This window comes from Streptomyces sp. NPDC051940, assembly GCF_040680895.1.
Lineage (GTDB): Bacteria > Actinomycetota > Actinomycetes > Streptomycetales > Streptomycetaceae > Streptomyces.
On record NZ_JBFAXR010000018.1, the window covers coordinates 41,124 to 67,241 of the forward strand.

The window sequence follows — 26,118 nt, forward strand, 5'->3', positions numbered from 1 at the left end:
GTCAGGCTTCCTTCTCTGCCGGGTGCTCCGCCGAGCGCTCCGCCGGGTGCGGCTGGGGCAGGTCGATCCCCGGGAAGATCTTGATGACCGCGCTGTCGTCCTCGCCGCCGAGGCCGGACGCCGACGCCTGCAGGAACATCTGGTGGGCGGTGGCCGACAGCGGAAGCGGGAACTTCTCCGGCCGCGCCGCGTCCAGCACCAGGCCCAGGTCCTTCACGAAGATGTCGACCGCGGACAGCGGCGTGTAGTCGCCCGCCAGCACATGCGCCATGCGGTTCTCGAACATCCAGGAGTTTCCGGCGCTGTGTGTGATGACCTCGTACAGCGCCTCCGCCGGGACCCCGGCCTTGATACCCAGGGCCATGGCCTCGGCCGCCGCGGCGATGTGCACGCCCGCGAGCAGCTGATTCACGATCTTGACCTTCGAGCCGAGACCGGCGCGGTCGCCGAGACGGTACACGGTGCCGCTCATCGCGTCCAAAAACGGGTCGGCGAGTGCGTACGCCTCGGCGGACCCCGACGTCATCATGGTCAGCTCGCCGGCGGCGGCACGGGCAACGCCGCCGGAGATCGGGGCGTCGAGGTAGCGCACGCCGAGCCCGGCCAGGCGGCCTTCGAGCGCCGCGGACCAGGCGGGGTCGACGGTGGAGCACATCACGTAGACGGCGCCCGGTCGCAGCCGCCGGGCCGCGCCGCCGTCGCCATCGCCCTCACCGAAGAGAACGGATTCGACCTGTGCCGCGTTGACCACGACCCCGACGAGCACGTCCACGTCGGCGGCGAGGTCGCCCGGCGACGCGTAGGCCGTGCCGCCGTCCCGGGCGAACTCCTCGGCGACGTGCGACCTCAGGTCGTGGACACCCACGTCGTATCCGGCGGCCCGCAGGCTGCGGGCCATGCCGAGGCCCATGGCCCCGAGCCCCACCACACCCACACGCGGCCGTGCCGGCTGATCCAGGTCGTTCATTTCATCCTCGCGTTGCTGCCATGGCGTGCGGCTGTCCGCCACACCCCGGTAGTGCGCAGGTCATATGATGACCTGATGTCGCGTGGAGGTCCACTGTGACGCCGATCACCATCCGGTTGCCTGATCCGGCAGCCCACGGCGTCCGTGACCAGACCCAGCCGCGAAGACAGCTCCCCCAGAGCGCGTGTTCGGCCGACAAACAGCCTTCCTCCCTCTGGCGGCCGGTGCTGAACTTGAACAGGAAGGCTGGGGGGCTGCCATGAGCACATCCGGAGCTCGGCCAAGGAGCGACAGGCTCACGTTCCTCGGGCGGGGCGGTGAACTCGCCGGGCTGCGGGAGCTGTACGGGGAGGCGTCCGCCGGACGTCCGCGACTGGTCGTCGTCGAAGGGCCCGCCGGCATCGGCAAGTCGGCGCTGATACGGCACTTCGTCGACCAGACCGCGCGGGGCCGTGTTCTGACGGCGTCCGGCGAGGAGCAGGAGGCGGCGCTGCCGTACGGAGTGCTGACCCAGCTGACCGGCGGACCGGTACACACCGATCCGCTCACCGCGGGGGCCGGTCTCCTCGAACCGCTCAGCGATCTGCAGTCCGTCGACCCGGTGGTGGTCGTCCTGGACGACGGGCACTGGGCGGACGCCCCGTCCCTGCGCGCCCTCACCTTCGCGCTGCGCCGGCTGCGCGCCGACCGGGTCCTGTGCCTCCTCGCCGTGCGTGACGCGGACGACCCGCGCATACCCGAGGGACTGCGCCGGGTCATCGCCGACGACAGCACCGTCCGGCTACGGCTGGGCGGCCTCTCGGTCGCGGACGTCGGCGAGCTCAGCGCCCGGCTACTGCCGGAGCCGCTTCCGCCGGCTGTGGCCCTGCGGCTGCACGCCCATACCGACGGCAATCCTCTCCATTGCCGGGCGCTGCTGGAGGAGGTGCCCGCGGCGGCGCTCCGCTCCCCGGAGATCCCGCTGCCCGCCCCGCACGCGTACACCAGCCTCGTCCTCGACCAGCTGACCCGGTGCGGTCCGCCCGCCCGTGGTCTCGTACAGGCCGCGGCCGTCCTCGGCTCCTCCTGTGCGCTGGCCAGGACCGCCGCGCTCGCGGGCGTCGCGGAACCGTTGGCCGCCCTGGCCGAGGCGCTGGTCCACGGCCTGCTCCGGGAGGCCCCGCTCGGCGGGGTGACCGTCGTCGCCTTCACCCACCCCCTGGTCCGTGCGGCCGTCTACCACCAGCTGGGTCCCGTGCGCCGCACGGCTCTGCACATCAAGGCCGCCGAGACCGAGGACGACGAGTTCACCCGACTGCACCACCGGGTGCTGGCCGCCCTCGGACCGGACGACGCCTTGTCGTCAGAGCTCGCCGACTGCGCGCGGCGCCGTACCGTCCAGGGGCGCTGGGCGGAGGTCCCGCAGTTGCTGCGCTACGCGGCCAGGCTTTCCGTCCGGCCCCGCGATCGGGGACGCCTGGACGGGGCGGCCGTCGAGGCGTTGCTGTTCGACGGCCGGGTGGCGGAGGCCGGGAGCGTCCTCGACTCCCTGCCGGAGGAGACCCACGCGACGGTCCGGTGCTGCGCCCGGGCCCATCTCGCGCTGGTCGCGGGTCGCGTCGAGCAGGCACGGACTCTGCTCGACGAGGCATGGAAGCAGCGCCTTCCCGGCGCGGACCCCGAACTCGAGGCGCGGATCGCGGAACAGAGCGTGACGGTACACATGATGTTCGGCCAGGGCTCACAGGCGATCCGCTGGGCGGAGCTGGCCCAGCGGATCACGGGCCGGGACCGGGTCGGAGGGACCACGCGCTTCATCCACATGGCCGCCCTGGGTCAGGTCGGCAGATACGAAGAGGCATTCCGCCTCGGTGCCGGGCTGCCGGACGTGCCGCTGGTGGCGGCCGGCGACGTCGACCTCCTCATCGGCCGCGGGGTGCTCCACATGTACGGCGATCGCCCGGACCGGGCCCGCGCCGATCTGGCGCACGCGGTGGACCTCGTACGGCAGGGGCCGGCGCCGCTGCGGGTGGTCGCCCTCGCGCTCCTGGCGAAGGCCGAGTATCTGAACGGCGCGTGGGACCTGGCGACGTTGCACTGGGAGGCGTCGTCCACGGTGGCCGCGGAGCTCGGGCAGACCTGGATCGCACCGGTGGTGCTGGCGGAGGCCGCCCTCCCACTTGCCGCCAGGGGCGACTTCGGGCGTGCCGGTGAGTATCTGCGGACCGCACGGGCGGCCCCGGTGTTCCCGGAGTCCGCGATGGTGCAGATCTTCGTGGCGTACGGGACGGCCTTCCGCTCGCTCGTCCTCGGCGACCCCGCCGCCGCCGCGGTCTCACTCAGGCCGCTCCTCGCCCACGAGGACCTGGACTTCACCGCGGAGACCACCGCGATGCCCTGGCGCGATCTGCTGGCGGACGCCCTGATCCGGTCGGGCGAACGGGACGAGGCCGAGCAGCTCCTGGACGCGCTGGAAGAACGTGCCCGGAGGCGGGCGCGGGCCTCGACGCTCGCAGCTGTGTGCCGTCTGCGCGGCACCCTGTACGGGGCGCGGCGCGAGAACAAGCGCGCCCAGGACGCGTTCGCCGAGGCGCTGGACCGGTCCCACGACCTCGGCATTCCCTTCGAGCAGGCGCGCGTCGACCTCGACTTCGGCGCCTTTCTGCGTCGCGCCGGCCGACGCGGCTCGGCCCTGGAGCGCCTGCGCGTGGCGCGCTCGCGGTTCGAGGAACTGGGGGCCGTGCCCTTCCTGGCGGCCTGCGACCGGGAGCTGTCCGCCTGCGGTGCCCCTCCCGCCGGCACCCCGGCGCCCCGCCTGCGCGTGCGGGAGCAGCTCACCGCGCAGGAGTACGCGGTGGCTCGGCTCGCGGCGACCGGGCTGACCAACCGCCAGATCGCGCGCGAGCTGATCCTCAGTGCGAAGACCGTCGAGTACCACCTGAGCCACGTGTACGCCAAGCTGGGCATCCGCTCCCGCGTGGAGCTCGTCGCCCGGGTGGGGGCGGCCGTCGCACCCGCTACCGGCGAAGGATCTGGAACGGCGGGCTGACCGCGAGGGTCGCGCCCGGATACTGCTGGCCGTACACCACGGATCCGTACGCCTGCAGGATGTGTCCGGCGTGGTTCTGCAGATCGGCGCTGCTGATCACGAAGCGGAACTGCGCGGCGGGCTTCGGCCAGTTGCCGTCCGAGAAGTTGCCCGCCACCTCACCGGGCTGAGGGGCGCCGGCCGTCGTGGCGGGAATGGCGCTGCCGTCGCTGAGATCGCGTACGACGAGGGTCACCCAGTACTTGCCCCCGCCGTCATGCAGGATCTGGCCGGCCTCGGCCTCCAGCACGACCTCGCCCGGCTTGGTGGGGTCCAGCGTGCAGTCGGCGATGGGCGCGGTCGGTTCGCGGCTGAACACCCGGACGATCTGCGCGTCGTTGGGTCCCATTGGTTCCCCCTCTCCCACGGCCGGCTGGTCCGGCCGTACAGCGCACGCTAGGAGGCCGCTCCACCCCCCGCCTCCGGCAACAACCCGGGGAAGTCCCCAGCACGGGAAGGCGATCCGGGGATTTCCCCGATGCGTCGCCGGAGGCGGGGTCCAAAACGGTCTCGTACGGTGCGCAGACGGCCGGATCCGTCGGCCGGAGGGGGACCCATGAGACCGGAAAGAACACAGACGGCTCCGGAGACCTGGCGGGACGGGGACGGAACCGCCCCGGATGTGGCGCCGGATTCCGGGACGTACGACGAGGTACCGCCCGACACCGAGGCGAGCGGGAGGTGGAGCCGCCGCACCCGGGAACTGGCCGCGGGAGCCGCGATCGGCCTCCTTCTCGTCGGACTGACGGTCTTCTTCTTCACCACCGAGGTGTGCGGCCAGCAAGTGACACCCGATGGACGCGTCGTGCAGGTGTGCCGCCGCATGCGGGGCGAGGATCCGCCCGTGATCGCCATCGGTCTCGCCGTGCTCGTACTCCTGGGGGTGTTCTTCTCCGAGATCTCCGGCTTCGGCATCACACTGCGACGCCGTGTCGAGCAGGCCGAGAAGACCGCGACCAGAGCGATCCGACGTGTCGAGAGGATCGGCCGCACCGCCGAGCGCCTCGACGAGACCACGTCCGACCTGCAGGAGGGCACCACCGATCTGCGGCACCATGTGGACCGGCTCCAAGGCGCCGAGCCGGACGGCGTCCCCCAGGATCCGGTCGACCAGCTCGCCCACGAGTACAACAGGATCCGCTGGGAGATGCCCAGCGGTGAGGAACGGACGCGGGCGATGACCCGCATCGCCGACCAGATGAAGTCGGAGCTCGTACGCCGACCGGACTTCGACTTCCGCACGCACTTCGCGGATCCGGATCGCGGCCGGAGACTCGCCGCCTTCGCCTATCTGTGCCTGCATCCCCACCCCGAGTCGGTGCCCCGACTCGCGGAGGCGGCGACCGCGGAAGACAAGCCCTTCGGGCAGTACTGGGCGCTGAAAGCATTGGGACAACAGCTCAGACACGATCCGTCCGCCCTGGACCCGGCCAGCGCGGACCGTCTGCAGGGCTTTCTGCGAACAATGCCCTATCGAACCGACAGGGCAGCCAGGATTCGCCACATTCTGCGCCAGTACGGCCACCGGCTGGATCTCTACGGCGACACCTGATGACTTCTCACGCCTGCTGCACGATTCTGGGTCAACGATGACCGTACCCGGGGGGCGATGGTCATGAAGTCCGTGAAACGTTGGGGGCCCCGCGTCGCTTTCGTCGTGGGGGCCGTCCTGCTCGTCGTCGTGGCCGCTTCAGGGGCGCGGCCGTGGCTGCTGTACGTGGCACTGGTGGTCTTCGGCGTCTGCAGCGCTGTCCTCGTCCTGCGCCAGCTGACGTGGGCGCGGGACCGGAGCGGGGTCAAGCTGGCCCTCCTCGGCGCAGCCGTCTTCGTCCTCGGGCTCGTGGTGCTGCTCGCCTACTTCCCGCTCAGGGTGGATTGGCTGCCTCTCGCCGGCTCCGCCCTGACGGTCATCGGTCTGGGCTGGATCATCGAGTGGGCGCGTGAGCAGCGGGCGGGAGTTCAGTGGTGGGGAGGAGTCGCGGCCCTCGCCGGTACGTGCGTTCTTCTCGCTGTCGGCGTCCCCCTCCTTCTCCGGCCGGAGGCGAAGGGAGCGGGATTCGTCACGCCTGCCGTACTCCTGGGCGTCGCGGTCCTCCTGGTTCTCCCGGTGGCACTCAACCTCCTGTCCGAGTGGGGCCTGGGGAGGGTCCGTCGGCTACGGGACAGCGGCGAGGGCGGCCGGCTGCTACGCCATCCTCGGCTCCTGGGAGTTCCCGTGCTGGTCGCCGCGGCCGGGTACCTCGCGTGGCTCGTCTCGGAGGACTGGATGCTGGCCGCGACGCTGGCCGGCATCGGGGTCGCACTCCTCCTGGCGATCGTCTCCAACACCCATGCTGATGCGGCACTCGTGCTGGCAGGGCTTTGTCTCGTCGCTGCCGCCCCGCCCGAGCAGTCCCTGCCGAAGGAACTCGAACTGCCGGCCGGGCAGCGGGTACTGGTGGCGATGGGTGACTCCTTCATGTCCGGCGAAGGCGCCGACAGCTACTTCGCGGGCACGGACGACGCCGGAGGCAACGAGTGCCGACGGGCACCGTCGGCGTACGCGGTACGAACCGTCACCAGCGGGCGGAGTCCGTTCGACCGGCTGCTGTTCCTCGCCTGCTCCGGAGCCAGGACGACCGCCGTCGTCGCTTCCTCGGACGACCCCGAGTTCGCACGGCCTCAGACCGGCGAAGAGGGTACCCAGACCGACCAGATCAAGGCGCTCGGCTCCCGGCTGCGCCCCGCGCTCGTCATCGTCAGCATCGGGGGCAACGACGCCGGTTTCGGCGTTCTCGCCGAGGCATGTCTGATGCCGGGCGACTGCGATACGCAAGGAGCCGTGTTCACGGACAATCTGCCGAAGGTGGGCCGGGCCCTCACCGAGACGTACCGGTCACTCAAGAAGGCCCTCCCGCAGGACGTACCGGTCGTGGCCGTGCCCTATCCGCAGCCGATCGCCGCGACGGGACGCTGCCCCGGAGTAGCTCTGTCGAAGAGCGAGCGCGACTTCGTGCGCGCGTTCACCGACAGACTGGATGCCGTCGTGCGGTCCGCGGCCGAGGCGGCCGGCGTCCACTACCTGGCGGAGATGAAGGACAGCCTCGCGACCCACCGTCTCCAACTGTGCCAGGGCAGAAAGCGGGGGCTCGGCGTCAACTTCGTGGACGTCAAGTCGGTCAACGGGCCCGCCACTCAGCGCTTCAGCCCGGCCAAGTGGCTCCACAACAGCCTGCATCCGAACGAAACCGGTCACGCGGCCATGCGCGACACCCTGGAGACCTGGCTGGCCGCCCATCCGGACGTGCTGAAGGGGAGCCCGCCCGCGCCAGGCAGCCCGAAACCCCCGGCTCCGCGCGGATCGGTGGCCGAACCCACGCCGCAGTGCGGCATGACCGCCGCAGGCGAATCGGGTTGCCAGACCAGGCTGCGCGCGTGGCAGCTCGACCAGATCGCACGCCTGTGGCCGCAGACGCTGGGAGTGCTGACCGCGGCGGGCCTGATCTGGCTCTCGGCCATCGCAGTCCTGAGCCGGGGCACCCCGCGACGTGGCGGGGCTGGGACACACTGACCGCCGCGCTCGTCATCCGGCGGCGGTGATGCCGCCGGCACCGCCCACCGTACGGGCGTTGTGCGTGGCCCGCGCCCCGCACCAGCACATGGCCTCGACCTGGAGCGTCTCCACCCGGTCTATCTGCTCCGGTGCCAGGAACTGCGCCTCGTCCACGATCAGGTAGTCGACCCGGCCGCCCTGCGACATCCGCTCGACCACGAAGTCGTACAGATCCACCGCCGGCAGCGCCTCCACCGCGTCCGTCACCAGCCCCAGCCGCGTGGCGGGCAGTACGTGCTGCGAGAACAGGACGCGGCCCCGATGCGTCGTCCCCAGCGTGACGCCGCGGAGCACCAGCTGCTGCGGCACCACGTCGCCCTGGCCCCCAGCTGCTGGAGGGCGGGAGCGCGCGACCAGTCCTGGCGCGCGGTCTTGGCGGACCGGATCTCGGCGGCGTGCATCGCCACGCGTACCAGCGGTCGGCGCGGACAGCACGCCCGCCAGCTCCGGCACCAGCCAGCAGATCCCGGCCGCCTGCACGGCGATCCGCGTCCGCAGACCGGCGATCGCCCGGATGGAGACGAGCACCGCGTCCGGCCGCGGCGACAGCCGGGCAGCAGCTGCGCGACGGCGAACCCGTCGAGGTCGGGCAGATGGACCTCGAACAGCACCACATCGGCCCGAGGCTCCCCGCCAGCCGCACCGCACCGGCCCCGTCCGGTGACGTCTGCGAGCGCCGAGCCGACCGGCACGGGCACGTGATCATCGCAACGTACTGTCCGGTGCGTTGAGCAGCGGCCCCGCACCGCTGTCCCCGGGGGTGCGCCCCGGGGACAGCGATGGGTCAGCCGGTCCGCCTGATGGTCCCGGCGTGAGTGACGGCTATCGCCGCGGCGCCGGTGCGGGCCGTCGCGAGCCGCGGGTGAGGGTGTAGCCGCCGACGCCCGCGAGGGCCGCCAGGATGCCGCCGATCCCGGTCCATACCCAGCGGTCGGACCACCAGCCGGAGCCCCAGCCGCCGTCGGGTTCCAGGGAGAACAGCCTGGCCTCCGTGTCCTCCTCGGCGCCCTCCGACTCGGCCGCGGAGGTCACCGCGATCCCCGGTACCAGCGGCTGCGCCAGCGAGCCGTCCACCGCCGACGCGCCCCCGATGTGCTTCGACCGCACCTCGACCTCGGCGCCGAACGGCAGCCCCCGGCCGGCCGCCGCCAGGTCGACGGCGGTCAGGCGGACGTAGTACGTGCCGGGCAGCGGGTCGTCGGCCCACGGCTCCGACCAGGCGCGGACCGTGCGCAGGGTGCACGCCAGGTCCACGGAGGCGGCACCCGCTGCGGCGGTGCGCGTCTGTGCCCCGTACTGGCAGGCCTGGCGGCGGCGCAGGCCGTCGTAGACGTCGATCTGCCAGGTGGACGCCGTGCTCGCCGCCTCGGGGAGCGTCACCACGGCTTGTACGGTGGGCCGCTGTCCGGCCTCCGCCGGGAAGGACCAGTACAGGTAGTCGCCGGTCGAGCCGTTCGCGGTCGCCTGCCGGTCCTGCTCGATCTGTGTCGCCGTACGGAAGGACGTGCCCGCCTCCGTCGGCGCGTCGGCGTCCTGCTCGGGGCTCGCGGAGGGCGAGGAGTCGGCGACGGCCGCGGGGGCGGCGAGGCCCAGCAGGAGCAGGGCCGCGGTGAGTGTGCGTGCGATGCGCATCAGTTGGTCCTCCAGACCGCGATCCGCCAGCGGGTCAGCCAGCCCCAGACGATGCCCGACAGGAACCCGACGGCGATCAGCACGCCGAGCAGCCACCAGCCCCGTCCCAGACCGAAGGAGGCCACATCGGCCGCCCGGTCGGTGCCGTCCACGATGTCGACGGTGAGTTCGAGCGGCAGACCGGGGGAGGTCGCCACACCGGCGGCCGGCGCGAAGGAGTTGGTCACCTGCAGGCATACGGCCTCGGTGGCGCCGTCGTCGTCCTCGGCCTTCGGATAGCGCAGGCCCGTCGAGATCACATCCGTACGGCCGCTGCCCCCGGCCTCCCCGCGTACGATCTCCCGGCCGTGCAGGGTCACCGCCCGCAGCAGCACTCCGTAGTCGGGGTTCACGGACCGGTCGGCGGCCACGCTCACCGATGTGCGCAGCTCCTGCCCGGGCTCGAGGTCCACGCGGTACCAGCGCTGCTGCCCGGTCTCCTCACGGTCGGTGTACAGCCCGGAGGTGACCACGGGTGCCTGCGCGCAGTCCTGGGCGCCCTCGACGGCCTTCGGCACGACTACCGGGTCGGCCGCCCGCTCCACCAACTGGTTCACGCGCTCGGTGAGTTCCGACCGGCGCTCGACCGACGTGTACGTGCCGCCGGTCGCCTCGGCGATGCAGCTCAGCTGCGCACGCATCTTGGCGTCCGGCACCAGGCCGAGCGTGTCGATGGTCAGCCCGACGCCCTTCGCGGCGATCTCCCGGGCGACCTCGCACGGATCGAGCGGGGCACAGGTGTCCTCGCCGTCGGTGATCAGCACGATGCGCTTGCTGCCCTCGCCGCCCTCGAGGTCCTCGGCGGCCTTCAGCAGCGCGGGGCCGATGGGCGTCCACCCTGTCGGGCTGAGTGTGGCGACGGCCGCCTTCGCCTCGGTGCGGTCCAGCGGTCCCACGGGGAAGAGCGACGCGGTGTCCTTGCAGCCGGTCTTGCGGTCGTCGCCAGGGTAGTTCGCGCCGAGGGTGCGTATGCCGAGCTGCACCTCCTCCGGGGTGGCGTCGAGCACTTCGGCGAACGCCTGCTTGGCTGCGGCCATGCGGGATTCTCCGTCGATGTCCCTGGCGCGCATGGAACCGCTGACGTCGAGTACGAGGTCGACCTTGGGCGCGGTGGCCGTGGTCTCGTCGGCGAGGGCGGCCGACGGGACGGCGACCCCGGCGGTCAGGGCGGCGAGCAGGGCGGCCGCCCCGGCCGCCAGCCGTTGTCTTGTGATCATCGGCGGATCCTAGTGACCGCGAGCGGTCCGCACCAAAACGGCCCCGCCCGCTGACAAACCCTCCACCGAAGGCCACTTGAGCCGACCGGAGCCGCACCGGCCCGACCGTACCCCCACTCGGCCCCCGCAACTCACCGTCAGTCGACTGCCTTCCCTCTGCCGCGGAGATCCGTGGGACACCGGCCGCCCGTCGGGGCGGGCCGGTCCTCGCCCCGACTGCCTGCATGGGTTGAGACTCGCCGCGCAACCAGTGCGGTCAGAAACCTGTCCGGAAAACGTGGGGATCCTCAGGCCGGCGCCTGCTGTACTGCGCCAATACCGGCACCGGGAAGACCAGGCCCTCAGCTCAACCCCACCCCCCGCCGGGGCTCAGGCGGACGTCACCGGCAGCACATCCGGCGACAGCGCCCCCGCGCGGGCCGCCGCGCTCGTCATCCGGCGGCGGTGATGCCGCCGGCACAGCACCTCGTAGCCGATCTCCTCCGCCGCGACGCCGACGTCCCCCACCACGACCTGCTCGCCCTCCACGACCATCACCCCGCCCACCGTACGGGCGTTGTGCGTGGCTCGCGCCCCGCACCAGCACATGGCCTCGACCTGGAGCGTCTCCACCCGGTCCGCCAGCTCGATCAGCCGCTGCGAGCCGGGGAAGAGCTTCGTGCGGAAGTCCGTCGTGATACCGAACGCGAACACGTCCAGATCCAGGTCGTCCACGATCCGCGCCAGCTGGTCTATCTGCTCCGGCGCCAGGAACTGCGCCTCGTCCACGATCAGGTAGTCGACCCGGCCGCCCTGCGACATCCGCTCGACCACGAAGTCGTACAGATCCACCGCCGGCAGCGCCTCCACCGCGTCCGTCACCAGCCCCAGCCGCGACGACAGCTTCCCCTCACCCGCCCGGTCGTCACGCGTGAAGATCAGCGCCTGCAGACCCCGAGCCGACCGGTTGTGCTCGATCTGGAGCGCCAGCGTGCTCTTTCCGCAGTCCATCGTCCCGGAGAAGAACACCAGCTCGCTCAAGACTTCCTCGCTTCTCGACTGCTACGGCACGTGGGCAACGGCCCTCAAGCCGCCGCGGGCAAACCCTAAGAGCGTACTTCGATCAGCGGGACGAGCTGCTCGCGGGGGGTCAGCGTGCCGTGCATGCCGACCAGGGCCGACTCCTTGGGCTCCGTGCGGGTGGCGACGATCGCGATGTCGTCCGCCGCCGCCACGATCACGTCGCCCAGGCGGTCGTACACGCGGCTGTCGATGTCGCGGCCGAACCAGCCGAGCGCGATCGCCTCGTCGCGGCTCGCCACCCACGCCTGCTCCCCCAGGACGTCCCGCCACACGGCGAGGACGTCGTTCGCGGCGCCGGGTACGGCGTAGACGTGGCGGGCGCGGCCCTCGCCGCCCAGCAGGGCGACGCCGGCGCTGAGTTCCCAGTCCTCGTCGAAGTCGTAGCGCGCCTCGGGGGTGAACGGGATGTCCGTCATGCCGTGGTCGGCGGTGACGTACAGGGCGGAGCGCGGCGGGAGTTGCTCGGCCAGGCGCTGGGCGAGGCGGTCGGCGTACATCAGCTGGCCGCGCCAGGCGTCGGAGTCGACGCCGTAGCGGTGGCCCTTGCCGTCGACCTCGCTGTAGTACGTGTAGACCAGCGACCGGTCCGCCGCCGCGAGCTCCTGAGCCGTCAGGTCCATGCGCTCCTCGCCGGAGAGGCGGCCGTGGAACCTGCCGCCGCTCAGCGCGATCTTCGTCAGCGGGGTGTGCGCGAAGTCCGGCGCGGAGACCTGGCAGGTGTGGATGCCGGCGGCCTCCGCGAGCTGGAAGACCGTGGGGTAGGGCTGCCAGGTGTACGGATCGGTGTACGGGTTCCAGCGCAGCTGGTTCATCAGCCCGCCGGTGTCCGGGTTGCGCACCGCGTACCCCGGCAGACCGTGCGCTCCCGGGGGCAGGCCCGTACCGACCGAGGCCAGCGAGGTGGCCGTCGTGGAGGGGAAGCCGGCGGTGAGCGGGCTGCCGTCGGCGTGCGCGTTGAGGAAGGGGGCCTCCTCCGGGTGCTCGAGCAGCTGCTGCCAGCCGAGGCCGTCGATGAGGAAGACGCAGGCCCGGTCGACGGGCTCCAGCGGCAGCGCGTTCGCCATCCCGGGTACGCCGAGGCCGGCCGCGAGGGTGGGCAGGAGGTCCGCCAGGCTCGCGTCGCCGTACCGGGGGGCCGGCGCCTGGGCAGGGTCGAGGGGGACCGGCCAGGCGCCGCGTTCGGCGGTGCCGGTCATCGGGCGTGGCCCATCAGGCGGACGTGCCGGTCTCGGCCGTGGCCTCCGACAGCGATTTGGCGAAGGAGAGCGCCTGGCGCACGGTCTCCGGACCGTCGCCGGCCTCGCTCACCCGCAGGGAGAGGTCGTCGGCGGTGGAGGAGCCCGTGTAGCCGTGGTCGGCCTCGCAGTTGGGGTCGCCGCAGCTGGCGGGCTCCATGTCGAGGCGGCTGACCGCGCCCCAGCCGACGGTGAGGACGACCTCGCGCGGCAGGGTGCCGGGGGTGTACGACTCGGGGTTGGCGACGACGCGGCTGAGCACCACGGACGAGATCCGCGACAGCTTCACGCTCTCCGTGGAGGTCGTGGCGTACGGCGAGGGGCTGGTCGAGTCGGCGGCCTGCTCGTCGGTGTGGCTGACGATGAAGCGGTTCTGGGTCAGGACCAGGACGGTGACGTGGCGGCGCACCTCGTTGGAGTCGAAGGTCGTCTCCTGGTGCACCAGGTAGTCGGCGACCGGCTCGCCACCCACGGCGGCCTCGACCGCCTCGGCCACGAGGGCCGGGTAGTAGCCACTGCGCTCGATCGCCTCGCGCAGCCCTTGGGTCGGGGTACCGGTCTTTGCCATGGAGCCCAGCATAAGGGGTGCGTGTGACACCGGAAGCCCACGGAGCACGGCCCTCGGCACCCCGGACCGCCACAGCCCGCCGGCCGCGTCAGTACGCCGGCAGCGTCCGCGGCCCCAGGTCCGTGCGCGGCGGCGGCGGGGCCAGGGTGGCCGAGGCGGAGAGGATCGCGACGCCCGTCGGGGACACCACCGCCGGGGACAGCTCCACCGACACCACCTCCGGGTGGTCGTCCACCAGCCGCGACACCCGCAGCAGCAGCTCCTCCAGGGCGTCCGTGTCGACCGGTGCCGCACCGCGCCAGCCGAAGAGGAGGGGCGCGGCGCGGATGGAGCGGATCAGCTCGGCGGTGTCACGCGGGGTGGCCGGGAGGAGGCGGTGCGCGACGTCGCCGAGCAGCTCGGCGGGGGCGCCCGCCACGCCGAAGGACAGCACCGCGCCCGCGCCGGGGTCCACCGCCGCCCGCACGATGGTGTCGACGCCCCTCGGAACCATCCGCTGGACGACGAGCCGCAGCTCCTCGCTCTTGCCGAGGGACGACGTCAGCTCCGCGTGCGCCCGCCGCAGGTCCTCCTCGTCGGCCAGGTCCAGTCGTACGCCGCCGAGGTCCGGGCGGTGGCGCAGGTGGGCGGCGGTGGTCTTCAGGGCGACCGGGTAGCCGAGCGCCGCGGCGGCGTGGGCCGCCTCGTCGGCCGTGGGGGCGGGGGCCGCCGGCCAGACCCGGATGCCGTAGCGGGCGAGCAGGCGGGCGGTCTCCTCGGCGGACAGGACGAGCGCGGCCCGCCCGGACGCGTCGGCGGGCAGCTTCTCCGCGAGCAGGGTCCCGATGTCCGCGCCCGCCGCCTCCTCGTCGACGTCCGCGAACTCGGGCATCGCGCGGCCGGGCGCCGCCGCCTCCCGGCGCCACGCGGCGTACCGGACGGCCTCCGCGAGGGCGCGCGCCGCCCGGTGGCCCATGTCCACGGCGGGGATCGCGCCCAGCGCGGCGGGCAGGTCGTCCATCGCCAGGTGCACCACCATGACGGGCTTCACGGCGTCCTCGGTGGCGGCCCGCAGGGCGTCGGCCAGCGCCCGGGTGTCGGCCGGGGAGGCGACCGCGGCGGCGGCCGGTACGTCGGGGTCGCGCACGGAGGGGATGGCGGTGACGACGACCGCGTCGCAGGCGTCGTCCGCGAGGGCGGCCGCCAGCGCGGCACGGAAGTCGTCCGGCCCGGCGGCCGTGGTGAGGTCACGGGGCTTCAGGGGGCGCAGCCCCTGGGTGAGACAGGCGTCGTACGTCAGCAGCCCGAGGGACTCGGAATTTCCGAGGATCGCGACGCGCGGCCCGGCGGGCAGCGGCTGGCCGCCGAGCAGCAGGCCCGCGTCGATCAGCTCGGTGACGGTGTCGACGCGGATGACGCCCGCCTGGCGCATCAGGGCGGAGACCGTCTCGTACGGGATGCCGGAGGGCGGCACGTGGTGGCCGGCGGGGGCGCTCTCCGTGTGCCGCGCTCCCTTCACCACGACGACCGGCTTGCGTTCGGCCGTACGGCGGGCGAGGCGGGTGAACTTGCGGGGGTTGCCGAGGGACTCCAGATACATGAGGACGACGTCCGTGCCCTCGTCCTCGTGCCAGTACTGGAGGAAGTCGTTGCCGGAGACGTCGGCGCGGTTGCCGGTGGAGACGAAGGAGGAGACGGTCGCCCCGCCGCGGCGGTGCAGCTCCGTCAGCACGGAGATGCCGATGGCGCCGGACTGCGTGAACAGGCCGAGCCGTCCGGGGCCGGGCAGGTAGGGCGCGAGGGAGGCGTTGAGCCGCGTCCCGGCGGCGGTGTTGAGCAGTCCGAAGGCGTTGGGGCCGATGATGCGCATGCCGTGGGTGCGGGCCTGGCGGACGAGGTCGCGCTGCAGCTCCTGCCCCTCGGGGCCGGCGTCCGCGAAGCCCGCGGAGAGGACGACGAGGCCCTGGACGCCCTTGGCCCCGCAGTCGGCGACCACGGCGGGGACCGCGGGCGCGGGGACGGCGACGACCGCCAGGTCCACGGGGCCGTCGATGTCCGTCACCGCGCGGTGGGCGGCCACGCCCTCCGGTTCGAGGCGCTCCTCGGTGAAGGCCGAGTTCACGGCGTACACCCGGCCCGTGAACCCGCCGTCCAGGATGTGCCGCAGCACCGTCCGTCCGACGCCGCCGGGGCGGCGTCCGGTGCCGACGACGGCGACCGAGCGGGGGGACAGCAGCCGCTGTACGGAGCGGGCCTCGGCGCGCTGCTCGCGGGCGCGCATCACGGCGACGGACTTCTCGGTGGGCTCCAGGTCGAACTGCAGCCGGACGACGCCGTCCTCGAAGGTGCGCTTCTGGGTGTAGCCGGCGTCCGTGAACACCTTGATCATCTTGGTGTTGTTGGGCAGCACCTCGGCGACGAAGCGGCGGATGTCCCGCTCGCGCGCGCAGGCGGCGATGTGTTCCAGGAGGGTCGAGGCCACGCCGCGGCCCTGGTGCTCGTCCTGGACGAGGAAGGCGACCTCCGCCTCGCCGGGGGCGATGCGGTCGTAGCGGACGGTGGCGATGAACTCGTCGCCGACCGTCGCGCACAGGCCCACCCGGTCCACCCAGTCGTGGTGGGTGAACAGCCGCACGTCGCGGGCGGAGAGCTTCGGGTACGGCGCGAAGAAGCGGTAGTACTTCGACTCGTCCGACACCCGGGCGAAGAACGCCACCAGCCGGTCCGCGTCCTCCGGCGTGATCGGGCGGATCTGCGCGGTCCCTCCGTCCCGCAGGACGACGTCCGCCTCCCAGTGCGCGGGGTACTCACCCATGGGGCCAGAGTAGACGTCGATGCGGTCGCGTACGCCGTGCGGGAGGTGCACTCTGGTCGGGGGCCGGGTGTCCGGCCATGGGTGGCGCACGGCCCTGGGCAGCGGTCACCCCGTGCGACAATGGTCTAGACAACTCATCACGACCCGAAGGGCAACACCATGGTTGAGCGCCGCGTCACCGTCGGCTGGGCCGAGGGACTGCACGCCCGCCCCGCCTCGATCTTCGTCCGCGCGGCCACGGCCGCCGGGGTCCCCGTGACCATCGCCAAGGCCGACGGCAACCCCGTCAACGCCGCCTCGATGCTCGCCGTGCTGGGCCTGGGCGCGAGGGGCGGCGAGGAGATCATCCTGGCCTCCGAGGACACCGGCGCCGAGGCCGCCCTGGACCGGCTGGCGAAGCTGGTCGCCGAGGGGCTCGAGGAGCTGCCGGAGACCGTCTGAGGTCTCCGGGCGCACGCGCCGATTCTCTGAGGCCTCCGGGCGCACGCGCCGATTAGCGGGGCCACACTTGGCCGGTTTTCAGCGACCGGCCGGGCGGGCCCCGCTCCATTTCCCCACCGCATTTCCGAACGTCGTATACGGGGATCGCGTTACAGCCGATCGCCGCTTGCGTTTACGGAATGTTTCCGGGAACTCACACCGGCCGGCTGACGCAATTGGTAAGCCGCCGACGACCGCTCCACGTGCAACCCCGCCAGCCCCCGCGCCCGCTCGGCGTCCCCGCGCGCCACGGCGTCCACGATCGCGCCGTGCTCCGCCCACGACTCCACCGCCCGGTGGTGCCCGGTCGCGGCGTACACCCAGGCGATCTTCCGCCGCAGCTGCACGAGCAGGGCCGCGAGGCTCGGGCTCCCCGTCGCCTGGGCGAGCGTCTCGTGGAACCAGGCGCCCAGGGACGGCAGTTCGGACAGCTGCCCGCGCTGCGCCCGCTCCTGCCCGAGCCGCACCAGTCCGCGCAGCACCTTCAAGTGCGCGTCCGTACGCCGCTGGGCCGCCCGCGCGGCCCCCAGGGGCTCCAACAGCGCCCGGATGTCCAGCAGATCGGCCGCGTCCTGCGCCGTCGGCTCGGCGACGCACGCGCCGACGTGGCGCCTGGAGGTGACGAAGCCCTCCGACTCCAGCGTGCGCAGCGCCTCGCGCACCGGGACCCGCGAGACGCCGTACCGCCGCGCCAGATTGTCCTCCGTCAGCCGCGCGCCGGGCGGGAAGAACCCCGAGACGATATCGTCCCGGATCGCCGCGCACACCGCATGCGAGGAGCCCCCGTTCATTTCACCCTCAGCATCGCCGCAAGCCTCCCGCCCCGCGCCGGAAACGCGGTTGTTCGCCGCCCGTTACACCCCCGCCCAGGTAATCCCCGGGGTGCACAGTATGGCAGTCGCGGCCGAATTACGGCAGGAATGCATTGACGGGGTGGCCGGAAATGGACCGAGCCCCTCACCGTGTGGTGAGGGGCTCGGCGCCGGGGTGTGACGGGAGCCGGCGGCGGGTGCGCCGGGGTGCGCCGGGCGTCAGCCCTTGACCACCCTGACCTCGCCGATGCCCAGGGCCCGTACCGGCTCCTCGATCTGCGCGGCGTCGCCGACCAGCACGGTGACCAGCCGCTCCACCGGGAACGCGGCCACCGCGGCGGCCGTCGCCTCCACCGTGCCGGTGTCCGCCAGCCGCAGGTACTGCTGCGCCTGCCAGTCGTCCGGCAGATGCTGCTCCACCTGCTCGGCCAGGGTGTCGGCGACGGCGGCGGCCGTCTCGTACTTCAGCGGGGCGACGCCCACCAGGTTGTTCACGGCGACGTCCCGTTCGGCGTCGGTGAGGCCCTCGGCGGCCAGCGTGCGCAGCACCTGCCAGGTGTCCTCGAGCGCCGGGCCGGTGACCTCCGTGGCGACGGAGCCGCTGATGGCCAGCAGCGACGCCCCGTTGTCGCGGCCGTCGGAGCGGATGACCTGGCCGAAGGCGCGTACGCCGTAGGTGTAGCCCTTCTCCTCGCGCAGCACCCGGTCCAGCCGCGAGGTCAGCGTGCCGCCGAGGCAGTACACGCCGAGCACCTGCGCCGGCCACACCCGGTCGTGGCGGTCGGGGCCGACGCGGCCGATGAGCAGCTGCGTCTGCACGGCGCCCGGCCGGTCCACGATGACCACGCGGCCGGCGTCGTCGGCGGTGATCGGGGTGGCGGCGGCCGGTTCGGCGGTGCTGCCGGTCCACGCGACGAGGGTGTCGGCCAGGGCGTCGCCCAGTTCGACGCCCGTCAGGTCGCCGACGATGACGGCCGTCGCGGTCGCCGGACGCAGGTGCGCCTCGTAGAACGCGCGGACGGAGGCGGCGTCGATGCGCGCCACGGTCTCCTCCGTGCCCTGCCGCGGCCGTGCCATCCGGGCGCCGGCGGGGAACAGCGCGTCGCTGAGCGCCATGGCGGCGCGGCGGGCGGGGTTGGCCAGCTCGTGCGGGATCTCGTCGAGGCGGTTGGCGACCAGCCGCTCGATCTCCTCCTCCGGGAACGCCGGCGCGCGCAGGGCGTCCGCGAGGAGGGCCAGCGCCTTGGGCAGCCGGGAGGCGGGCACCTCCAGGGAGACCCGGACGCCCGGGTGGTCGGCGTGCGCGTCGAGCGTGGCGCCGCAGCGCTCCAGCTCGGCGGCGAACTCCTCGGCGCTGTGCTTGTCGGTGCCCTCCGACAGCGCGCGGGCCATGATGGTCGCCACGCCGTCCAGGCCCTCGGGCTCGGTGTCCAGCGGCGCGGGGAGGAAGACCTCGACGGCCACGACCTGCTGGCCGGGGCGGTGGCAGGTGAGCAGTGTCAGCCCGTTGGGCAGCGTGGAGCGGTCCGGGGCGGGGAACGCCCACGGCGTGGCCTCGCCCGCCTGCGGCTGCGGATGGAAGGTCATCTTGCTCGTGCTCACTGGGCGGCCCCTTCTTCCTGCACGTCGCCCTGCGCTTCTTCCTGCGCGAGGTCCTCTACGTCGGTCTGCTCGGCGTCCGGCGCCGTCTTCGCCGTCGGCTCGTACACGAGCGAGGCGCGGTTGTCGGGGCGCAGCCGGGCGCGGGCGACGTCCCGCACCTCCTGCGGGGTGACCGACAGCAGCCGGGAGACGGCGGTGAGGGCGAGCTGCGGGTCGCCGAAGAGGACGGCGTACCGGCACAGTTCGTCGGCGCGGCCGCCGACGGTGGCGAGGCGGTCCAGCCACTCGCGCTCCACCTGCGCCTGGGCGCGCTCCATCTCCTCCGGCGTGGGGCCCTCCTCGGCGAACCGGGCGAGCTCCTCGTCGACGGCCGCCTCGATCGCCGGGACCTCGACGCCGGCGGACGCCTTGACGTCCAGCCAGCCCAGCGACGGGGCGCCCGCCAGGCGCAGCATGCCGAAGCCGGCCGCCACCGCGCTGCGGTCGCGGCGGATCAGCCGGTTGTACAGCCGGGAGGACTCGCCGCCGCCGAGCACCGTCAGCGCCAGGTCCGCGGCGTCCGCCTCGCGGGTGCCGTCCTCCGGCAGCCGGTAGGCGGACATCAGCGCGCGGGAGGGCACCTCCTCCTCCACCACGGTGCGCTGCTCGGCGCCCATGGCCTCCGGCAGCGAGCCGTCGCGCGGCGGCTGCTTGCCGTCGTGGGCGGGGATGGAGCCGAAGTACTTCTCGACCCAGGCGAGCGTCTGCTCCGGGTCGATGTCGCCGACGACCGCCAGCACGGCGTTGTTCGGCGCGTAGTACGTACGGAAGAAGTTCTGGCAGTCCTCGAGGGAGGCCGCGTCCAGATCGGCCATCGAACCGATCGGGGTGTGGTGGTACGGGTGGCTGTCGGGGTACGCCATCGCCGTCAGCTTCTCGAACGCGGTGCCGTAGGGCACGTTGTCGTAGCGCTGGCGGCGCTCGTTCTTCACCACGTCCCGCTGGTTGTCGAGGCTCTGCAGGTCCAGGGCGTCCAGCAGGGAGCCCATCCGGTCGGCCTCCAGCCAGAGCGCGAGCTCCAGCTGATGGGCGGGCATGGTCTCGAAGTAGTTGGTGCGCTCGAAGCTCGTGGTGCCGTTCAGCGAGCCGCCGGCTCCCTGTACGAGCTCGAAGTGGCCGTTGCCCGTCACCTGGCCCGAGCCCTGGAACATCAGGTGCTCGAAGAGGTGGGCGAGGCCCGTACGGCCCGCGACCTCGTGGCGCGAACCGACGTCGTACCAGAGGCACACCGCGGCGACGGGGGTGAGATGGTCCTCGGAGAGGATCACCCGCAGACCGTTGCCGAGGCGGTGTTCGGTGGCTGTGAGCCCACCGGAGCCGGCCTGCGTGGTGGCCTGCTGGGTCTGGGGGGTGTCCCCCCTGAGGGGCGCTGTGCCCATGGGCCTGGAGGTCCCTTCGATCGCTGCGTGTCGGTGCTCGTTCGTGTGCTGCCCACTGTATGACGGGTACCTCGACGGAGGGGGATCGCCGGGGCGCCGCATCGCGCTGTCAGTGGTTGGGTCCACAATGGTCGGCGTCGCATGTTGAGAGCACCGTTGCCGGGAACACCGTTGTCGGGAGCACCGCTCTCGAGAACACCGTTGTCGAGAACGCCGTGAAGCCCGGAAAGAGGAGCAGCGCCGAGATGGCCCGCCGCAGCACGAAGGCCCCGCCGCCGGAGGAGTACGAGGAGCGCATCCTCGACGTCGACGTCGTCGACGAGATGCAGGGCTCCTTCCTGGAGTACGCCTACTCCGTCATCTACTCGCGCGCGCTCCCCGACGCCCGCGACGGCCTCAAGCCGGTGCACCGGCGCATCCTGCACCAGATGAACGAGATGGGGCTGCGCCCGGAGCGCCCCTACGTCAAGTGCGCCCGCGTCGTCGGCGAGGTGATGGGCAAGCTCCACCCGCACGGTGACACGGCGATCTACGACGCCCTGGTGCGCCTCGCCCAGCCGTTCTCGATGCGGCTGCCGCTGGCCGACGGCCACGGCAACTTCGGCTCCCTGGGCAACGACGACCCGCCGGCCGCCATGCGGTACACGGAGGTCCGGCCGGCGCCCGCGGCGTCGCTGATGGTCGAGTCGATCGACGAGGACACGGTCGACTTCCAGGACAACTACGACGGCAGCGAGCGCGAGCCGGTCGCCCTCCCCGCCGCCTTCCCCAACCTGCTGGTGAACGGCTCGTCGGGTATCGCGGTCGGCATGGCGACGAACATGCCCCCGCACAACCTCGGCGAGGTCATCGCCGCCGCCCGCCATCTGATCCGGCACCCGGGCGCGGACCTTGAGACGCTGATGCGTTTCATCCCCGGCCCGGACCTGCCGACGGGCGGCCGGATCGTCGGCCTGGAGGGCGTGAAGGACGCGTACGAGACGGGCCGCGGCACGTTCAAGATGCGCGCGACGGCCACCATCGAGAACGTCACGCCCCGCCGCAAGGGCATCGTCGTCACCGAACTGCCCTTCGCGGTCGGCCCGGAGAAGGTCCGCGCGAAGGTCAAGGACCTGATCTCGGCGAAGAAGCTGCAGGGCATCGCGGACCTGAAGGACCTGACGGACCGCTCGCACGGTCTGCGCCTGGTCTTCGAGGTCAAGAACGGCTTCAACCCCGAGGCCGTGCTGGAGCAGCTCTACAAGCTGACGCCGATGGAGGAGACCTTCGGCATCAACAACGTCGCCCTGGTCGACGGCCAGCCGCTCACCCTCGGTCTGAAGGAGCTGCTGGAGGTCTACCTCGACCACCGTTTCGAGGTCGTCCGCCGGCGCAGCGAGTTCCGCCGTACGAAGCGCTCGGACCGCCTCCACCTGGTCGAGGGCCTGCTGGTCGCCCTCCTCGACATCGACGAGGTCATCCGCATCATCCGCGCCAGCGAGAACGCGGCGCAGGCGAAGGAGCGGCTGATCGAGCGCTTCTCGCTCTCCGAGATCCAGACGCAGTACATCCTCGACACGCCGCTGCGCCGCCTGACCAAGTTCGACCGTATCGAGCTGGAGTCGGAGCGGGACCGGCTGAAGGAGGAGATCGCCGAGCTGACGAAGATCCTCGAATCGGACGCGGAGCTGCGCAAGCTGGTCTCCGCCGAGCTGGGCGCCGTCGCCAAGAAGTACGGCACGGAGCGGCGCACGGTGCTGCTGGAGTCGGCCGGTACGCCGGTCGGCGCGGTGCCGCTGCAGGTGTCGGACGACCCGTGCCGGGTGCTGCTGTCCTCCACGGGGCTGCTGGCGCGTACGGCGAACGGGGGGCCGCTGACGGACGAGGAGGCCAAGCGGGCCAAGCACGACGTGATCGTCTCGGCGGTGCCGGCGACGGCACTCGGCTCCGTCGGCGCGGTCACCTCGCTCGGCCGGCTCCTGCGGATCGCGGTCATCGACCTGCCCCAGCTCCCGGAGACGGCGGGTCCGCCGACACTCGCGGGCGGGGCGCCCGTCGCGGAGTTCCTCACCCTCGAGGACGACGAGGTGGTCCTCTGCCTCACCACGCTCGACGAGTCCTCGCCCGGCCTCGCCCTCGGGACGGAACAGGGCGTGGTCAAACGGGTGGTCCCGGACTACCCGTCCAACAAGGACGAACTCGAGGTCATCACCCTCAAGGACGGCGACCGGATCATCGGCGCGGCGGAGCTGCGCACGGGCGACGAGGACCTCGTCTTCATCACCTCGGACGCCCAGCTCCTGCGCTACCAGGCGAACCAGGTCCGCCCCCAGGGCCGCCCGGCGGGCGGCATGGCGGGCATCAAGCTGTCGGACGGCGCGCGGGTGATCGCGTTCAACGTGGTGGACCCGTCCGCGGACGCGGTGGTGTTCACGGTCGCGGGCTCCACGGGCGCGCTGGACGGCGCATGGGTCCAGACGGCGAAACTCACGCCCTTCGAGGCGTACCCCCGCAAGGGCCGGGCGACGGGCGGCGTCCGCTGCCAGCGCTTCCTCAAGGGCGAGGACTGCCTCACCCTGGCCTGGTCCGGCGCAATCCCGGCCCGAGCCGCCAACCGCAACGGCACCCCGGTCGACCTCCCGGACCCCGACCCGAGGCGCGACGGCTCCGGAACCCCGCTGACGAAGTCGGTGGCGGTGGTGGCGGGGCCGGTGTGATCCGCTGCTATCCATTGATCCGTGGGGTGGGGTGAGGTTTCGCTTCCGGCTCCCCACCCCACCGGCTCCCGGGTAAACGATGCACGCGCTGGCCGGGCGAGCTCCGCGCATATGCCGATTCGACCACGGGTATGCCTGTCCACGCTTTCACGCTTCGCGCGAGGGAGATCGACGCTAGTGTGTCGCCGCTCCACCTTTGCAACCAATCTCCCCTCTAAGGACCGTCGTTGAAGATCGTGCGCAGAATCGGCGTTCCCCCTCGCTGCCGAGGGAGCCTGTCCGGGCAATCATGTCCAGACATCTTCGAACTGGCAGATGGCAACTTCGCCGTCATCGGTACTGACATCACTGTCGAGGCACGACGGTGTCTGCCGCCAGATGCGTCCGTCGCGAGCTACGAGCGCATCGTGTGCATCACCCGTGAAACGCTCGTGCGTGCCAAGTGCGACATCCCCGACGTGTAACTGGACGTCCGCACGCCGGTAGGATCCCCCTCAAACGGAGGGGGATCCCGTGTTCGACCCGCCCAGTCATCCTCGTAGATTCCTCGCTCGCCTGACCTTCTGGGGGAGCCTCGGCCTGATCGCGCTGGCCGTAATCGGAATAGCGTCCGTAATCATCAGCCGTTGGCTGATTGATGCGGTCGAAAGCATGGATGGTGGAGCTGCCGCTGAGCGGGGACAGATAGGCGGCTACTTCGGTGGCGTGGGTGCGGTATTTTCCGGCTTGGCCCTGCTGGCCCTGGTCATCACATTGCTGATGCAGCAACAGGAATTGCGCATGCAGCGATCCGAACTCGCGGAGCAGAGAGAGGAGTTGACCCTTTCGCGCGCCGAGCTGCGACGCAGTGCGCAGGCGGAACTTCGCGCGCTGCACATGGAACTCACCAAGCTGGCGATGGACGATCCTTCGCTGGCTGCCGTCTGGAATGACTATCCCGGACTCGAGCAGGAGGAGCGGCGGCAATATCTGTTCGCGAACCTCGTCTATCAGCATCTCTACCTGGCCACGGAATGGGCCGAGACCACGGATGAAGAAATCCTCGTGCATGCCCGGGACATGGTCCGAAGTGAGGCATTCCGAAGATACTGGGCTGCAGCCCGTGGGATGAAGCTGTCCCTCCCAGAGGAGAGCAGGGAGCGCAGGTTCGCCCTCCTCTTCGAGAGCGCGATGACAGCCCAACCACCCCCAACCCCGAACTGACCCAGGGCCTGGGTAACCCGCCCTCCCCACGCTTCGCGGTAGCGCGCACCCGTGCCGTCAGATGCGCAGCCACACCGCCGTGTCCCGCGGGAGGTGGCCATCCGGCAGCGGGCCGCTGGCGAGCAGGACCGAGGAGTGAGCCGGGAGGGTGTACGGCTCCGCCGCGAAGTTCACCGCGCACACCAAGCCGCCCGGACGGGCAAAGGCCAGCACCCCCTCCGGCGAGTCCAGCCACGTCATCGGCCCGTCTCCGAAGCCCTCCTCCGTGCGGCGGAGGCGCAGGGCCTCGCGGTAGAGGGAGAGCAGCGAGGACGGGTCCGGGGACTGGTGGTCCACCGCGTACGTGCCCCAGTCCGGGGGCTGCGGCATCCACGGGGGCGCGCCCGTCGGGGGGCCGAAGCCGTACGACGGGCCGTCGGGCGACCACGGGAGCGGGACGCGGCAGCCGTCGCGGCCCGGGTCCACGCCGCCTGAGCGGAAGTGCATCGGGTCCTCGATGCGGTCCCGGGGGATCGACACCTCCGGGAGGCCCAGCTCCTCGCCCTGGTAGATGTAGACCGCCCCGGGGAGGGCGAGGGAGAGCAGGGCCGCCGCGCGGGCGCGGCGGGTGCCGAGGACCAGGTCCGTCGGGGTGCCGAAGCGCTTCGCGGCGAAGTCGAAGCCGGTGCCGGGGTCGGATTCCGCGCGGCCGTAGCGCGTGACCGTGCGCGTGACGTCGTGGTTGCACAGCACCCACGTGGCGGGAGCCCCGACCGGGGCGTGGTACGCCAGCGTCTGGTCGATCGACGCGCGCAGCTCCGACGCCTTCCAGGGGCGGGCCAGGAAGTCGAAGTTGAACGCGGTGTGGAGCTCGTCCGGCCGCAGGTAGCGCGCGAAGCGCGACGGGTCGGAGACCCAGAGTTCGCCGATGAGGACACCGTCGTACTCGTCGGCTATCGCCCGCCACGAGCGGTAGATGTCGTGGAGCTCGGAGCGGTCGACGAAGGGGTGCGGGTCGCGGTCCAGGACGAAGTCCGGGAGCGCGGGGTCCTTCGCCGCCAGCGCCGCCGAGTCGATGCGTACGCCCGCCGCGCCCCGGCTGAACCAGAAGCGCAGCACCTCCTCGTGCTCGACGCGCACCTGCGGGTGGTCCCAGTTGAGGTCCGGCTGCCCCTCGTCGAAGAGGTGGAGGTACCACTGGCCGTCCGGGAGCCGCGTCCAGGGCACGCCGCCGAACTCGCCGACCCAGTCGTTCGGGGGGATCGAGCCGTCGGGCCCGCGCCCCTCCCGGAAGTGGAACAGCTCGCGCGACGGCGACCCCGGCGGGGCCGCCAAAGCCGCCCGGAACCACGGGTGCTGCGCCGACACATGGTTCGGCACGATGTCGACGATCGTACGGATGCCCAGCTCACGGGCCTCCGCGATCAGCTTCTCCGCCTCGGCGAGCGTGCCGAAGGCCGGGTCGATGGCCCGGTAGTCGGCCACGTCGTAGCCGCCGTCGACCATCGGCGAGAGATACCAGGGGTTGAACCACAGCGCGTCGACGCCGAGCGCGGCCAGGTACGGCAGTCTGGCGCGGACGCCGGCGAGATCGCCGGTGCCGTTCCCGTCGGCGTCGGCGAAGCTGCGTACGTAGACCTGGTAGATGGCGGCGTCGCGCCACCAGTCGGGACGGGATTCCGCCACGGCAGTGGGTTCCTTTCGGGCAGGCGGGGGTACGGCCACGGGACGAAGCACGGAACGAAGTGCGGAACG

The 26,118-nt window shown here is 72.2% G+C and carries 19 protein-coding genes and 1 pseudogene; 7 read left to right on the forward strand and 13 right to left on the reverse strand.

Features of this window, described 5'->3' with window-relative positions; translation table 11 throughout:
• Position 1 precedes the first annotated feature (1 nt).
• A complete protein-coding gene (gene ltnD, locus AB0M28_RS10415) occupies positions 2 to 967 on the reverse strand; it encodes an L-threonate dehydrogenase (protein WP_365400901.1) in 966 nt (321 codons plus the stop codon).
• Positions 968 to 1,226: 259 nt separating this feature from the next.
• Here ltnD and AB0M28_RS10420 point away from each other — a divergent pair, with 259 nt between their 5' ends.
• Positions 1,227 to 3,995, forward strand: coding sequence for a LuxR C-terminal-related transcriptional regulator (locus tag AB0M28_RS10420; RefSeq protein WP_365400904.1), 2,769 nt, complete (start codon positions 1,227 to 1,229; stop codon positions 3,993 to 3,995).
• On the opposite strand, the gene AB0M28_RS10425 is transcribed toward AB0M28_RS10420, so the two are convergent.
• Positions 3,964 to 4,383 (reverse strand): hypothetical protein, encoded by a 420-nt coding sequence (locus AB0M28_RS10425; protein WP_365400907.1) that lies wholly within the window; start codon positions 4,381 to 4,383, stop codon positions 3,964 to 3,966. The two genes, AB0M28_RS10420 and AB0M28_RS10425, sit on opposite strands and share 32 nt — an antisense overlap.
• Positions 4,384 to 4,590: 207 nt before the next feature.
• Here AB0M28_RS10425 and AB0M28_RS10430 point away from each other — a divergent pair, with 207 nt between their 5' ends.
• On the forward strand, positions 4,591 to 5,586 hold the full coding sequence (locus AB0M28_RS10430) for a DUF948 domain-containing protein (RefSeq protein WP_365400910.1): 996 nt from the start codon (positions 4,591 to 4,593) through the stop codon (positions 5,584 to 5,586).
• A 63-nt stretch (positions 5,587 to 5,649) separates the two neighbouring features.
• On the forward strand, positions 5,650 to 7,584 hold the full coding sequence (locus tag AB0M28_RS10435; protein WP_365400913.1) for an SGNH/GDSL hydrolase family protein: 1,935 nt from the start codon (positions 5,650 to 5,652) through the stop codon (positions 7,582 to 7,584).
• Between the two features lie 10 nt (positions 7,585 to 7,594).
• Here AB0M28_RS10435 and AB0M28_RS10440 read toward each other — a convergent pair.
• From AB0M28_RS10440 to AB0M28_RS10470, 7 genes and pseudogenes are all read right to left on the reverse strand, one after another.
• Positions 7,595 to 7,902 (reverse strand): annotated as a pseudogene (locus AB0M28_RS10440) (hypothetical protein); the annotation flags it as partial.
• Positions 7,903 to 8,448: 546 nt separating this feature from the next.
• A complete protein-coding gene (locus AB0M28_RS10445; protein WP_365400916.1) occupies positions 8,449 to 9,258 on the reverse strand; it encodes a hypothetical protein in 810 nt (269 codons plus the stop codon).
• A complete protein-coding gene (locus AB0M28_RS10450) occupies positions 9,258 to 10,514 on the reverse strand; it encodes a VWA domain-containing protein (protein ID WP_365400919.1) in 1,257 nt (418 codons plus the stop codon). Before AB0M28_RS10450 ends, AB0M28_RS10445 begins: the two co-directional genes overlap by 1 nt.
• A 369-nt stretch (positions 10,515 to 10,883) precedes the next feature.
• A complete protein-coding gene (locus AB0M28_RS10455) occupies positions 10,884 to 11,534 on the reverse strand; it encodes a thymidine kinase (protein WP_365400922.1) in 651 nt (216 codons plus the stop codon).
• A gap of 65 nt (positions 11,535 to 11,599) precedes the next feature.
• The gene (locus AB0M28_RS10460; RefSeq protein ID WP_365400925.1) at positions 11,600 to 12,772 is read right to left on the reverse strand and encodes a nucleotide pyrophosphatase/phosphodiesterase family protein; all 1,173 of its coding nucleotides are present in this window, start codon (positions 12,770 to 12,772) and stop codon (positions 11,600 to 11,602) included.
• Positions 12,773 to 12,785: 13 nt separating this feature from the next.
• Entirely contained in the window at positions 12,786 to 13,379 is a 594-nt protein-coding gene (locus AB0M28_RS10465) for a DUF5998 family protein (RefSeq protein WP_365400928.1), read from the reverse strand.
• Between the two features lie 88 nt (positions 13,380 to 13,467).
• The gene (locus AB0M28_RS10470) at positions 13,468 to 16,173 is read right to left on the reverse strand and encodes a GNAT family N-acetyltransferase (protein ID WP_365400931.1); all 2,706 of its coding nucleotides are present in this window, start codon (positions 16,171 to 16,173) and stop codon (positions 13,468 to 13,470) included.
• Between the two features lie 159 nt (positions 16,174 to 16,332).
• On the opposite strand from AB0M28_RS10470, the gene AB0M28_RS10475 reads away from it, so the two are divergent.
• Positions 16,333 to 16,614 carry an HPr family phosphocarrier protein gene (locus AB0M28_RS10475; protein ID WP_365400934.1) on the forward strand — a complete coding sequence of 94 codons (282 nt, stop codon included), beginning with the start codon at positions 16,333 to 16,335 and terminating at the stop codon, positions 16,612 to 16,614.
• Between the two features lie 149 nt (positions 16,615 to 16,763).
• Here AB0M28_RS10475 and AB0M28_RS10480 read toward each other — a convergent pair whose 3' ends face one another.
• The 3 genes from AB0M28_RS10480 to AB0M28_RS10490 form a co-directional block, all read right to left on the reverse strand.
• Entirely contained in the window at positions 16,764 to 17,444 is a 681-nt protein-coding gene (locus AB0M28_RS10480; protein WP_365400936.1) for a GntR family transcriptional regulator, read from the reverse strand.
• A gap of 240 nt (positions 17,445 to 17,684) precedes the next feature.
• Positions 17,685 to 19,052, reverse strand: a complete 1,368-nt coding sequence (locus AB0M28_RS10485) for a pitrilysin family protein (RefSeq protein WP_365400998.1) — start codon at positions 19,050 to 19,052, stop codon at positions 17,685 to 17,687.
• Between the two features lie 11 nt (positions 19,053 to 19,063).
• On the reverse strand, positions 19,064 to 20,485 hold the full coding sequence (locus AB0M28_RS10490) for a pitrilysin family protein (RefSeq protein ID WP_365400939.1): 1,422 nt from the start codon (positions 20,483 to 20,485) through the stop codon (positions 19,064 to 19,066).
• Between the two features lie 245 nt (positions 20,486 to 20,730).
• Here AB0M28_RS10490 and AB0M28_RS10495 point away from each other — a divergent pair, with 245 nt between their 5' ends.
• From AB0M28_RS10495 to AB0M28_RS10505, 3 genes are all read left to right on the forward strand, one after another.
• The gene (locus AB0M28_RS10495) at positions 20,731 to 23,181 is read left to right on the forward strand and encodes a DNA topoisomerase IV subunit A (RefSeq protein WP_365400942.1); all 2,451 of its coding nucleotides are present in this window, start codon (positions 20,731 to 20,733) and stop codon (positions 23,179 to 23,181) included.
• A 227-nt stretch (positions 23,182 to 23,408) separates the two neighbouring features.
• Positions 23,409 to 23,645, forward strand: coding sequence for a hypothetical protein (locus AB0M28_RS10500; protein WP_365400945.1), 237 nt, complete (start codon positions 23,409 to 23,411; stop codon positions 23,643 to 23,645).
• A 49-nt stretch (positions 23,646 to 23,694) separates the two neighbouring features.
• On the forward strand, positions 23,695 to 24,384 hold the full coding sequence (locus AB0M28_RS10505; RefSeq protein ID WP_365400948.1) for a DUF6082 family protein: 690 nt from the start codon (positions 23,695 to 23,697) through the stop codon (positions 24,382 to 24,384).
• Positions 24,385 to 24,441: 57 nt separating this feature from the next.
• Here AB0M28_RS10505 and AB0M28_RS10510 read toward each other — a convergent pair whose 3' ends face one another.
• Positions 24,442 to 26,049: a glycoside hydrolase family 13 protein gene (locus AB0M28_RS10510; RefSeq protein WP_365400951.1), complete on the reverse strand. Its 1,608-nt coding sequence runs from the start codon at positions 26,047 to 26,049 to the stop codon at positions 24,442 to 24,444.
• Between the last annotated feature and the right edge of the window lie 69 nt (positions 26,050 to 26,118).